Annotated in this window: 10 protein-coding genes and 1 tRNA gene; 5 read left to right on the top strand and 6 right to left on the bottom strand. The window is 57.1% G+C overall.

What is annotated here, in order from left to right; all coding sequences use genetic code 11:
• The first annotated feature begins 10 nt into the window (after window positions 1–10).
• Window positions 11–481 (top strand): phosphatase domain-containing protein, encoded by a 471-nt coding sequence (locus EH31_RS00765; RefSeq protein WP_152553415.1) that lies wholly within the window; start codon window positions 11–13, stop codon window positions 479–481.
• Between the two features lie 3 nt (window positions 482–484).
• Here the strand turns inward: EH31_RS00765 and EH31_RS00760 are convergent, their stop codons facing one another.
• On the bottom strand, window positions 485–1,351 hold the full coding sequence (locus EH31_RS00760) for an EAL domain-containing protein (RefSeq protein WP_034957526.1): 867 nt from the start codon (window positions 1,349–1,351) through the stop codon (window positions 485–487).
• Window positions 1,352–1,548: 197 nt separating this feature from the next.
• Between EH31_RS00760 and EH31_RS00750 the strand changes: the two genes are divergently transcribed.
• Window positions 1,549–2,382 carry an NAD kinase gene (locus tag EH31_RS00750; protein WP_081853159.1) on the top strand — a complete coding sequence of 278 codons (834 nt, stop codon included), beginning with the start codon at window positions 1,549–1,551 and terminating at the stop codon, window positions 2,380–2,382.
• A 155-nt stretch (window positions 2,383–2,537) separates the two neighbouring features.
• Window positions 2,538–2,612: transfer RNA gene (locus tag EH31_RS00745), tRNA-Asn, on the top strand.
• Window positions 2,613–2,632: 20 nt separating this feature from the next.
• Here EH31_RS00745 and EH31_RS00740 read toward each other — a convergent pair.
• Both EH31_RS00740 and EH31_RS00735 read right to left on the bottom strand, forming a co-directional pair.
• A complete protein-coding gene (locus tag EH31_RS00740; RefSeq protein ID WP_034957523.1) occupies window positions 2,633–5,098 on the bottom strand; it encodes a zinc-dependent metalloprotease in 2,466 nt (821 codons plus the stop codon).
• 90 nt (window positions 5,099–5,188) lie between these two features.
• A complete protein-coding gene (locus EH31_RS00735; RefSeq protein ID WP_034957521.1) occupies window positions 5,189–5,980 on the bottom strand; it encodes a HupA family protein in 792 nt (263 codons plus the stop codon).
• 49 nt (window positions 5,981–6,029) lie between these two features.
• On the opposite strand from EH31_RS00735, the gene EH31_RS17830 reads away from it, so the two are divergent.
• Window positions 6,030–6,212: a hypothetical protein gene (locus EH31_RS17830; RefSeq protein ID WP_206742001.1), complete on the top strand. Its 183-nt coding sequence runs from the start codon at window positions 6,030–6,032 to the stop codon at window positions 6,210–6,212.
• An 84-nt stretch (window positions 6,213–6,296) separates the two neighbouring features.
• On the opposite strand, the gene EH31_RS00730 is transcribed toward EH31_RS17830, so the two are convergent.
• The 3 genes from EH31_RS00730 to EH31_RS00720 all read right to left on the bottom strand — a co-directional run bounded on the left by EH31_RS00730 (window position 6,297) and on the right by EH31_RS00720 (window position 10,269).
• Entirely contained in the window at window positions 6,297–7,058 is a 762-nt protein-coding gene (locus EH31_RS00730; protein WP_034957519.1) for a sulfite exporter TauE/SafE family protein, read from the bottom strand.
• Between the two features lie 13 nt (window positions 7,059–7,071).
• The gene (gene secA, locus EH31_RS00725; protein WP_034958685.1) at window positions 7,072–9,843 is read right to left on the bottom strand and encodes a preprotein translocase subunit SecA; all 2,772 of its coding nucleotides are present in this window, start codon (window positions 9,841–9,843) and stop codon (window positions 7,072–7,074) included.
• A 150-nt stretch (window positions 9,844–9,993) separates the two neighbouring features.
• Window positions 9,994–10,269 (bottom strand): hypothetical protein, encoded by a 276-nt coding sequence (locus tag EH31_RS00720; protein WP_034957518.1) that lies wholly within the window; start codon window positions 10,267–10,269, stop codon window positions 9,994–9,996.
• A 251-nt stretch (window positions 10,270–10,520) separates the two neighbouring features.
• On the opposite strand from EH31_RS00720, the gene argJ reads away from it, so the two are divergent.
• Complete coding sequence (gene argJ / locus EH31_RS00715; protein ID WP_034957516.1) at window positions 10,521–11,747, top strand: bifunctional glutamate N-acetyltransferase/amino-acid acetyltransferase ArgJ; 1,227 nt, start codon at window positions 10,521–10,523, stop codon at window positions 11,745–11,747.
• Window position 11,748 lies beyond the last annotated feature (1 nt).

Raw genomic sequence — 11,748 nt, 5'->3', positions numbered from 1 at the left:
TAAGCAGAAAATGAACGCCCAAATGAACAATCCCAGTCAACCCAAAACCGTGCTGTTCGATATTGACGGGACTTTGGCGGACATCGAGCGCCGCCGGGGCCACTTGGATAAACCTTCCCCCGATTGGAAGGCATTCAACGCTGCCATGGGGGACGACACTCCGAATGAGCCAGTTGTTTCGCTCTACCTGACGCTTTGGTCTTCGCCCGAGTACAGTCCGATTCTGGTCACTAGCAGGAGCGAAACCTCCAGAAAGATTACCGAACAGTGGCTGATATGGAACGAAATACCGTTCAGCCGTATGCTGATGCGCAAAGCCAAAGACTTTAGAGCAGACCACATCATCAAAGAAGAGATTTTGGATCAGCTGCTAGCAGAAGGACTTACCACCCACTTCACGGTCGATGATCGGCAGCAAATGGTCGATATGTGGCGGCGTCGAGGCATCACCTGCCTGCAATGCGATGTTGGCGATTTCTAAGGCCTACCCATGCCCGCGCCCGCGTGCCGTTGCGGCGAGCGCCAGCACATCATCACTCTTCATCGGCTGTGCGCGCAAGAACCCTTGCCAGTAATCGCACCCTTCTGACGTGATCGCCGCGCGCTGGACATCGTCTTCGATCCCTTCGGCGTAGATGTCCAGATCAAGCGCCTTGGCAAGCTGCATAATCGCGCGCAGCACCGCCAATGCCTTTGCATCGCCCGGCACGCCATCGACCATGATCTTGTCCAGCTTGATCGCGTCCAAGGGCAGCTCTCGCAAATAGCGAAAGTTGCAAAACCCTGCGCCGAAATCATCAAGCGCCGTCTTGAAACCAAGCTTTCTCAGCGCGCCCAAAGCAGACCCTGCCTGCTCCAGATTGCGCAGCAGTACGTCCTCTGTAATCTCCAGCATAAGGCGCTGAGGCTCTATCTCGCTTTTCGCGATCACTTGCGCAAAGTCGGCCGCAAAACGCGGATCGCCAAGTTCTTCAGGCGTAATGTTCAGCGACACGGAGAGCTCTTTGGGCCACTCGCTCGCATCTTCCAGAGCCCGCGCCACCACATGGCGTGACAAAGGCGCAACAAGCGCTGCGCGTTCGGCCACTGCGAACAAATCGCGCGCGCCGATCTCCCCTAAGGAAGGGTGCTGCCATCGGGCCAAGGCTTCGGCGCCCACAAGCGCCCCGGTGCGACAGGAAAACTGCGGCTGAAACAAAACCTCAATCTCGCGGCGGTCCAATGCGCGCAAAAGATCTGCGTCAAGCGCGCCCGGCTTCACACCCGGAAATTCGCCTGCCAGATCGGTCCCCACTGGGCCTCTGAGTGAATTTGCGAGCCGCACCGTATTGGATGTCTTGCCGTTAGCCATTCCTCGTCCTTTAGCCCTGATTATCCCGATTGCTTTGTCTGTTTGCAATCTGACCGATTTTGGAACATCAGGGTTCACCACAAGCGCCGAAATTGGGGGGCGCGTTGCTTTTTCGTCATGCACTGTGTCTTACGAGGGCCAGCCAATGGCAAGGGAAAGCAGCGTTGCAATGGGGGAAATTCTTGCGGAGTACGCATATGGATACGGCAATTAGCATGGATGCGGACGGCGGATCGCATGACGCGGCAATCAATCGATTTGAGAAAGTCGCTCTGGTCGCATCAGAAACGCCGCGCGCGCAGGAAGCCTTTTCCAAGCTCTATTCTCAGCGTGACTGGGTCCCGTTACACGAAGCCGATGCGGTCGTCGTTCTGGGCGGTGATGGTTTCATGCTGCACACGCTTCACAACATGCTCGATATGCGCCGCATCGTGCCCGCTTACGGAATGAACAGGGGCACGGTCGGATTTTTGATGAACCGTTATGACAACCGCGCCAATGTCACGCGGCGGTTGGAAAAGGCGCGGGGAAAAACGATCTCGCCCCTTCGGATCACCGCGGTGACGCAGGATGGCGAAATGCACAAAATGTGCGCTATCAACGAGTTATCCCTGCTTCGTGAAACGCGTCAGACAGCAAAAATCGAGGTCACGGTGGGAAGCCGCGTCAGGATTGAGGAATTGGTGGGAGACGGTGTTCTTGTCTCCACGCCGGCAGGGTCCACCGCATACAATCTGTCTGCCAATGGACCGATTTTGCCCTTGGACAGCTCCATGCTTGCCCTTACCCCGATCAGCCCGTTTCGCCCCCGGCGTTGGCGCGGAGCGATCTTGCCTGATGAAATGCGCATCACTTTGCGGGTGCTAGAACCGGCGAAACGGCCCGTGGCGGCAGTGGCCGATCAAAAGGAACTGCGCGACATCGCAGAGGTGAGCGTCGATATCGACCACTCCTCTGCGCTAGAGCTGTTGTTTGACCCGGGCCAGTCCCTTGCCGAACGCATCGTTTCGGAGCAATTCGCGGTCGACTAACGCGCAAATTGTGGTGTGGCCCGGACCTTTATGTTCGAGTTTTCAGCCATGAAAATGATGCGAACCACAAAAAACGCAGATCACCCTCTTGCCAAGGTCGCAAAGCCCCCATATAGGCGCGCTCTCGCTTCCCTTTATACCGCTTGGGAAGCTGCTCCCCGATAGCTCAGCGGTAGAGTAGGTGACTGTTAATCACTTGGTCGTTGGTTCGAATCCAACTCGGGGAGCCATCATCTTTCCGCTCAATCGATCACTCATCAACGCTCAGCAGCGTTGAGAGGTCCATCCAGCTTTCCTCACCGATGGGCGATCCCGGTGGCACGCGCACACCGCGGCGTGCGGTTTTTGCGAGTTGCATACGGGCTTCGGTGTCGAGCAGTTTGCGCGAAAGGCTTTGTGCCCAATCGCCTTTTTGCCTGGAAAGCGTCTCACCCACTTCTGTAAGCTTTTGGTCAAGCGCAGCGCTTACTTCGGGGGTTGCGTCGGGGCGCTCTGCGATTTGCGCCATCGTCGCGATCGTGCGCAAAGCAATGCGGCGGCCCAGATCATCCCCGGTTGAGGCCAACACCGTGCTTACCAAAGCGTCTAGCGTTTCATCGAGGCTCAAAGTCGATGGATCGTTCTGGTGCTGAATGACAATCCGCGCGAGGCGGTGCGGGAAAAGCAGGGTCTGAACGCTTAGCTGTGTCGAAACGTCTGCTGCGACCAGAGGATCGAACACGGGGCCCCCGGCAGTCACGAAAACCTCTACGTCATACTGACGGTCACTCGTCCCGTTTTGCGCCGCAGACAGCAGCGGCAAGAGATCAGAAGGCACGCGCATGGCATCCGGGTTGATCGTCGCCAAAATCGCCTCCAACGCAGCGCGCTGGCGAGCAGGAGATACAGGCACAGCTTCCTCGCGCCCTCCCCCGTTGATTGCGTATTCAAATTGCAGACCGCCGACCTGCTTGGCAGCCGCGATCACCTGATAGCGGTGCAAAAGCCAGATAGGGACAAAACGTCGGCGAAGATTGGCGACAGGCTCTCCGGGGCTGAGCGCATCGAGGCCAAAACCGTCAATGGCGGCCTTACGCACCTGCATCAACCGATTGAGCTCATCAACCGGATCTGCGCCGTCGTCCCAAAGCCCGCCCCATGGATAGGCCGTATCAGCAGCGCGGGCGTTATCGTCTTGGACATAACGGAAGCGCCGCACCGTCTCTGCGACTTCTGCTGTGTCTGCGCCGCCATAGAGGTACTGCACCGTCGCGATGTCCCAAGACCCGATCCCTTTGGCATAAGCGTCGGACAGGTCCGGGCGACCATCGACAAGGCCAATGCGCGGCGGGGGGTAATCCATCACGGACGCGCGGTCTTGCGTGCTGGCAGCGAAATTGTGCGCAAAGCCCAGCGTGTGCCCAACCTCATGCGCGCCCAATTGACGCAGGCGATCAAGCGCCACTTCGACCGGATCATTCGGACCGCCTGTGCCCATTTGACCGGCGCCGACCAGCCCTTGGAAAATCTGGATATCCTGCCGTGCGCGAAGGGAACCGAGGACGACCATACCCTTGATAATCTCTCCGGTGCGCGGGTCAGCGATCTGTTGTCCGTAGGCCCATCCGCGTGTCGCTCGGTCCACCCAATTGATCATATTGTATCGCACATCGAGCGGGTCTGCGCCTTCGGGGAGCATCTCCACCCGGTAGGCATCAATGAAACCTGCCGCATCGAACGCATCGCTCCACCATCCTGCCCCTTCGAGGACTGCGGAGCGGATGGGTTCGGGCGTGTTACGATCAAGGTAGAAGACGATCGGCTTCTTCACACGAGAGCGTGCGGCGTCCGGGTCAACCTTTTCCAATCGGAAACGGTTGGCAAGGTCATAGACCACCGGCTCTGCCAGCGATGCGGAATAGTCCACCACCTGCGTCGAAAACCCGCCAATGCGCGGGTCGAACCGCAAGGGGACAAAGCCTGGTTCAGGCAGGCGGATAAAGCTGTGGTGGACGCGGAATGTCACCGTATCGGGTTCAGGCACAATATTCGAAACTTCCGCGCCCGGTGTTTTCGACACGAAAGTCTGCACCGCATCAACCTCAAGATTGTCGGGAAACACGCGCACCGATGCAGGATCAGCAAGGCTCAGCTTGTCATCAAGTTTGAAGCCCTTGCCCGCAATGCTGCTTGCCGCATCAAGACCGAAGGAGGCGCTGCTTTGATTAAGCGATCCGGTAATGCCCAAGGCATCGCGAGTTAAGAACGAGGCGATGTCGATCACAAGGCTGCCGTCGCCGCGCGTCTCGACGATGTCGGTCATCCAGACAAGCGAGGTACCAAAATCGCTCGCCACGGCATCTTGCTGCGCTGCATCACCCTGGCTTGCGCGAAAACGCGGGTTCTCAAATTCAACCGCGACCTTGCCCCCAATCTGGCGAAAGGCGAGCAATTGCGTATTGCCTGTGCGCCCGCGATCAAGCGTGAGCGGCGCAGAGCCAAGGCCGGTGCGCAAAGCCGTGCTGTAGATAAGGCGCATCGCCACGCCGTCTTTATCCGGGCGCGGCAGCGTCAGGAGAATGCGTCCCTTTTGGTCATCTGCCTGAACCGGAATAAACGCCGTTTCACCCGCAGGCGCACTTACGTTTCGAACATCACCATCTGCATGCAAGGGGGCAATCGGGGCCGCAAGTAAGAGCGAAAGCGCCCCGAGACGCCAATACAGTGGTCTGGTCATATTTGCCCCTTATGTACCCGTTCTGCGCTAGAAATGGTTTTGCGCATCGTCGGGTAAGACGGGACAAATCTCAAGCAGGAATAATTCTGGCTATTGCCGCCGTGCCTCAAGGTCGCCGTAGAAGGACTGCCCATTGCTTGTTTCGAACGAGAAGGACATGGCGATTTCGCGCCCATATGGCCCAAAGAACGCGCCAACAATCCGGCCTTGGCCAGAGGTGCTGTTCACGTCTCCAAGGATCTGACCCACCGGAGTTGAAAGCGCCACGAACTCCAGATTGAAGTCCGCATCGATATCGACGACAGTTGTGGTGGCGAGCGAGTTGTTGGCCGGCTGCATTACGAATCTGCCGGTTATCTTGCCTGCGGAATAATCAATTGTGAGAGGGCCATCGGCAAACAAAAGATAGCTCCCATCGCCCGGCTCATCCGATTCCATCATGATCCGCGCGGTTTGTTCTTCTTGTCCACTTTGAGGCAAATCATCGCCTAGCGTGGGCGAGCCGCCAAGGAACATCCATGTGCGCCGCACTTCGTTTGTATCTGGCCAATCGAGCATGACGACCGAATAGAATTCAGGCTGCAGCCCTCCAAAGGCGTTGGCCATGCTCCATGTTAGAGTTTGGGCTTTAGGTCGCATCCCTCCTGCTGGTAGAATCCATCGAAGGAAGCTTGACTGCCTTTCGAGATTGGTCGCCCCACCTTCAAATAGCGAGACGTTGTTGGCCAAGTCAGTAAAACTGCCCTGTCCCAAGGCCGGGTCATAAAAAAAGCCGGCTGAAAAGCCGATGCCATCAGAGCTTCTCGGGCCGCCGTCTTCCTCTACCTCAACAACCGATTCCAGCTCGGGATTACCATTTGCAAGGATGTTTCCGGTTTCCACATTGGTAACCGAAATCCGAAACCCGCCAACGGCACTGTTATCATCCGGGGTGAAACCTCGCCTATATTCTGCGGTGGAAGTCCGAACCGGTATAGGTGTGAGCACCGCGACGGGCGGCGGTGTCGGGGATGAAGTGGCCGTGGGTGTCGGCGAGCTTGACCCACCACCTCCACAGGCCGTGACCATTAGCGATGCAGCGATAAGTGAGGCACCTGCTCTAATATTCATGTGAGATCCCAAAAAAAGGTTGCTTCAATTTAATGATTCTTCCCCCCTTTTTCAGTACAATGCGAGCATTCGCGGGGGGGCGCAAGCTTCAAACAAATAAAAGCCTCAAACCTACAAACAGAACCAACACAGCCGTCAGCCAGCGGATCCACTGCCCCGGAAGCACGCGCACAGCCATCAGGCTCCCGATCTGGCCGCCGATAACCACTGCGAGCAATAGAGGCAGAGCCTCGACCATCGCGCCTGCAAACATAGCGGGACCATTTTTGAGGAGTTGCCCAGCGAGACCAAAGGCCGAATTTACAAGGATAAAAAGGCTCGCCGTGGCTGCAATTTCGCGGGCCCCTTTCCACCGGGTGAGGTGGAGCAGAGGCGCAAGGAATATGCCGCCGCCAATGCCCACTAATCCTGCGAGAAAGCCTATGGGGGCAGCGACAAAGGGCATGGCCTTGCCCCATCTGGTCTGCGTGCCTTCGCCCGGTCCCTCGCCAGCTTCCTCCTTTACAGGAATCAGCATGGTGAGCGCGGTCAGCACAAGGCTTGCGCCAAGCAGAAGCAAGAACGCCTCGCGCTCGATCGGAACAAGTCCGCCCACAAAGGCCGCAGGCGCTGCCAAAGCGGTCAGCAACAATGCAGGCTTCCACGGCGTGATCCCCGCTCTGGCAAAGCGAATGGTGGCCCCGGCCACCACAACGATGTTGCACGCCAATGCGATCAGCGGCAGCACCCGGTGGTCCGTGCCCGCAATCGCCAGAAGCGCCGCATAGGTTGATCCGCCGCCAAACCCCACACTTGCATAAAGCAGCGCGGTCAGGAAAAACCCCGCTGCCAGAAGCAGGATCAGCGGCATGATCTAATCTGCCTTAGACAGGAGCTGCGACTGGCGGGACGCCTGCTGCACCGTGGCAATGCTTGTACTTCTTGCCCGAACCACACGGACAAACCGCATTGCGGCTAAGGTTCATGTGCGCATAGGGGTTCTGGGTCACCGCCCCGCCAGTGCCAGCTTCGGCGCGCGCCGAAGGCGCGAGCGAACCGATCAGGTCAGGACGATTTTCCGAGCCATCACCATCGTTTGAGTTATCAAGCCCGGTGAGCGGGTCGATATGGCTGGTCAGGAATTCGGGCAGGTCCGGCAATGCCCGAGGCTCAGGCTCTGCCATGCGCAGTTCGGATTTGAGAAGAAGCTTGGTCACGTCCTCGCGCAAGGTTTCAAGCATATTTTCAAACAGGCCGAACGCCTCTTGCTTATACTCATTGATCGGCTGCTTTTGTGCAACGCCGCGCATCCAGATCACCTGGCGCAGTGCATCAAGGGTCGCAAGGTGCTCTTTCCAGTGGAAGTCGAGCCGCTCCAGCAGGATTTGCTTTTCAACCATGCGCCAGATCGCCGGATCATTCTTGGCGATCTTGGTTTCCATCATCTCATCGGTTTGCGCTCTGATACGCTCCTCGATGATCTCTTGCTCGACCTCGTCTTCTTCAAGCCAATCATCGATGGGAGGCGTGATGCCAAAGACTTCTTCGAGCTTGTCTTTAAGTCCCTGAACATTCCACTGTTCCGGGTATGAACCCATGGGGCAGTTGCCGTAAATGATCGCGCTAAGTGTATCGTGGCGCATATCGAGCACGACATCATCGACCGTCGCGCTTTCCATGATTTCGCCGCGCTGTTCGTAGATGACCTTGCGCTGGTCGTTCATGACATCGTCGTATTGGACGACCTGCTTACGCGTGTCGTAATTGCGCGATTCCACCTTTTTCTGAGCGGTTTCGATGGCTTTGGAAAGCCACTTTGACCCAATCGCCTCACCATCTTCAAGGTTGGAATTCATCATCTTGGAGAAAAGCGTATCTGGGCCAAAGATCCGCAATAAGTCATCTTCAAGGCACAGGTAAAAGCGCGACAAGCCCGGGTCACCTTGACGGCCAGAACGACCGCGAAGCTGGTTGTCGATCCGGCGGCTTTCGTGGCGCTCTGTTCCCAGAACGAAGAGCCCGCCTGCATCAAGCACTTTTTGCCGTTCTTCCGCAACCTCAGCCTTGATCCGGTCGATAGCGGCCTCCTTTTCGGGGCCGTCTTCCATGTCGCCAAGTTCACCATCGATGCGGAACTGGACGTTACCGCCAAGCTGAATATCGGTCCCGCGACCAGCCATATTGGTCGCAATAGTCACCGCGCCGATGCGGCCCGCCTGCGCCACAATATGCGCCTCACGCTCGTGCTGGCGCGCGTTCAGGACTTCGTGCTGGACACCTTCTTCGTCGAGAAATTTGGAAAGAAGCTCGGACTTCTCAATCGAAACCGTGCCCACAAGGATAGGCTGACCGATTTCGTTCTTTTCGCGGATCGCTTTGGCAATCGCCTGGAACTTGTCCATCGTGTTCTTGTAGAACTCGTCTTCCTCATCAATCCGCGCAACGGGCAGATTGGTCGGGATTTCAACGACGTTGACCTTGTAAATATCCCAGAACTCAGCCGCTTCGGTCGCCGCCGTACCGGTCATCCCGGCAAGCTTTGGATACATGCGGAAATAATTCTGGAAGGTGATCGAGGCCATGGTCTGGTTCTCAGGCTCGATCTTGACGCCTTCCTTGGCTTCCACCGCCTGGTGCAGACCGTTGGACCAACGCCGCCCGTCCATCATCCGGCCGGTGAATTCGTCGATGATAACAACCTTGTTGTCTTTCACGATGTAGTGATCATCGCGCTTGAACATGTGGACAGCCTTGAGAGCTTGGTCGAGGTGGTGAACAACCTGCGTGTTCTCAACGTCATAAAGGTTGTCCGTTTCCAGCAAGCCTTTCTCGATCAGCAGTTCTTCTACCTTATCAAGGCCGTCTTCATTCAGCTGAATGTTCTTGGTCTTCTCGTCCTTGTCGTACCACTCTTCGGGGATCTCTTTGGCGACCTCGTCGAGTTTGACATAAAGGTCGGACTTATCCTCGGTCGGGCCTGAGATGATCAGCGGCGTACGCGCCTCGTCGATCAGGATCGAATCCACCTCATCGACAATCGCGTAGTTGAACGGGCGTTGCACCATTTGGGCGCGCTCGTGCTTCATATTGTCGCGCAGGTAATCAAAGCCGAACTCGTTGTTTGTGCCGTAAGTGATGTCGGCATTGTAAGCGTCGCGCTTGTCCGCTTCCATCATGTTGGGGACAATCACGCCAACGGTGAGGCCAAGCCAGCTGTAAAGCTGTCCCATCCACTCCGCATCGCGCCGGGCAAGATAGTCGTTGACGGTGACAACGTGCACGCCCTTGCCGTCAAGCGCATTCAGATACACCGCAAGCGTCGCCATGAGGGTCTTACCCTCGCCGGTACGCATTTCGGCAATTTCGCCGCGTTGAAGGACGATGCCGCCAATCATCTGCACATCAAAGTGGCGCATACCAAACACACGCTTCGATGCCTCACGCACCGTCGCAAATGCTTCTGGCAGGAGGTCATCGAGCTTGGTCCCGGCATCGAGCTGCTCACGGAACTTGGCGGTTTGCGCCTTCAAGGCGTCATCAGAGAGCCCTTCGATCATTGGCTCTAGCGCGTTGATTTTGTCGACGACTTTGCTGATTTGTTTGATGTAACGGTCGTTGGATGAGCCGAAGACCGATTTGACGATTTTGTTGAACATGGGACTAAACAAGGCCTTTAAATTGTTCGCCTTATGCACAAGCGCTGCGTTCACTCGCGCAGCCGGTCATAAAGCTCTATGAATTTAGGAAAAATCGCGGGCCTGATTGTTCTCAGGCACACAGGAAGAGAAAGTCGGCTTACTCGCGCGCTATTCGAGCGCTCGGTCGCTTCCCACAAGAACAGGCGCGGCTAATGTGTGGAGCACACGACCAGCAAAGGTTGCAAACACAGGCGCTGGCCGCTTGGCCGCGCTTTGCAGTGACTGCATCGCCACAACTGACACCTGGACCGCGTTATTGTCGCCCGTGCGCGCCGCGCTGTGTGCGTCATGCACCGCCGCTTCAAGCGCATTGGCTTGGGCGGGCGCTTGAAGCGCAGCAAGGCCACTCAAAAGGGCGAAAAGGGCGATCAGATGATGACGCATGGTTACTTTGGCTTCAGATAATGCCTGAAAAGCGATCCGTCCACTACTGGTGTAAGGTTACAAAAGGCCTAGCGCTCAGCGCCTGCAAATTCATTTGGGGATATCGTCAATCCTGAACTCGACCATTACGGCAATCTGCTTTGCGATCGGCACCGCTTTTTCATAGCGGTAAGAATAGCGGTAAGACATGCGGCCTTGTCTTCGCGCGAAGGTGATTGCAACCCATGCCTTGCCGATTTACGGGGCGAGGCATGGAACTTCAAACCTCTCCTCTGGCCCTGCCCTTCCCTGATATGCCGCCAATCGAAGGCGTTACGCTGCGCGTTGCAAGGGCGCGGTATAAGAATTGGGACCGCTGCGACCTGACGTTTGCCGAACTTTGCGAAGGCACAAGCGTCGCGGGCGTATTCACCCAAAGCGCCTGCGCATCAAGCGAAGTGGAACTTGGCCGTGAACAGGTGAAATCCGGCACAGCGCGCGCGTTGATCGTCAATGCGGGCAATTCCAACGCCTTCACCGGTTATCGCGGGCGTGAAGCGGTGGAAGCAATCCAAGCTCAGGTTGCGGACGCGCTGGGATGTGGTGCGCTGGAAGTCCTGGTCTCCTCCACCGGCGTAATCGGCGTGCCACTACCCAAGGACAAAGCGCGCGAAGGCGTGGCCGGTGCGCTGAACGCTGAACCGTGCGGATGGGAGGATGCGGCCGCTAGCATCAACACCACCGACACCTTCAACAAGGGTGCTCATGCCTCTGCCATAATAGGTGAGACGCGAGTGGAATTGTGCGGCATTATAAAAGGCTCCGGCATGATTGCGCCAGATATGGCGACCATGCTGGGGTACATCTTTACCGATGCCGATGTGGAGCCGGCATTCTTGCAAGAGATGCTGAGCGCGGCAAATCTTCGGACTTTCTCTTGCATCACCGTTGATGGGGACACCTCGACCAGTGACACGGTTTTGGCCTTCGCAACCGGCAAAGCAGGCAATCACCGTATTACCGGTTGGGATAGTCCGGGCGCAGATGCCTTTGCAGCGGCGTTGAACGATGTATGCCGCACCCTTGCCCAATTGGTGGTGCGCGACGGCGAAGGCGCGTCCAAATTCATCTCGGTGCGGGTATCGGGCGCGGTGGACGACGACAGCGCGAGAGCTGTGGGCCTTGCGATCGCCAACTCACCGCTGGTCAAAACCGCGATTGCGGGCGAGGACGCCAATTGGGGCCGCGTGGTCATGGCGGTGGGCAAGGCAGGAGAACCGGCGGACCGCGACAAGCTCTCCATTGCTTTTGGAGGCGTTTGGGCAGCACGCGATGGTTTGCCGGTCGAGGATTATGACGAAACGCCTGTGGCAAAACACTTAAAAGGCCAAGAGATCGACCTCGCAGTAGAGTTGGGAATAGGTGCAGGATCTGCCACAGTTTGGACCTGCGATCTCACCCACGGCTATATCTCCATCAATGCGGATTACCGGTCGTAAA

This window comes from Erythrobacter longus, assembly GCF_000715015.1.
Classification (GTDB): domain Bacteria; phylum Pseudomonadota; class Alphaproteobacteria; order Sphingomonadales; family Sphingomonadaceae; genus Erythrobacter; species Erythrobacter longus.
This window is presented reverse-complemented; position numbering and strand designations above follow the sequence as displayed.

Excerpts from the sequence above, each read along its gene's own strand:
- EH31_RS00740 (WP_034957523.1), bottom strand. The coding sequence starts at position 5,098 with ATGACCAGACCACTGTATTGGCGTCTCGGGGCGCTTTCGCTCTTACTT.
- EH31_RS00730 (WP_034957519.1), bottom strand. The coding sequence starts at position 7,058 with ATGCCGCTGATCCTGCTTCTGGCAGCGGGGTTTTTCCTGACCGCGCTG.
- EH31_RS00720 (WP_034957518.1), bottom strand. The coding sequence starts at position 10,269 with ATGCGTCATCATCTGATCGCCCTTTTCGCCCTTTTGAGTGGCCTTGCT.
- EH31_RS00765 (WP_152553415.1), top strand. The coding sequence starts at position 11 with ATGAACGCCCAAATGAACAATCCCAGTCAACCCAAAACCGTGCTGTTC.
- secA (WP_034958685.1), bottom strand. The coding sequence starts at position 9,843 with ATGTTCAACAAAATCGTCAAATCGGTCTTCGGCTCATCCAACGACCGT.
- argJ (WP_034957516.1), top strand. The coding sequence starts at position 10,521 with ATGGAACTTCAAACCTCTCCTCTGGCCCTGCCCTTCCCTGATATGCCG.
- EH31_RS00750 (WP_081853159.1), top strand. The coding sequence starts at position 1,549 with ATGGATACGGCAATTAGCATGGATGCGGACGGCGGATCGCATGACGCG.
- EH31_RS00760 (WP_034957526.1), bottom strand. The coding sequence starts at position 1,351 with ATGGCTAACGGCAAGACATCCAATACGGTGCGGCTCGCAAATTCACTC.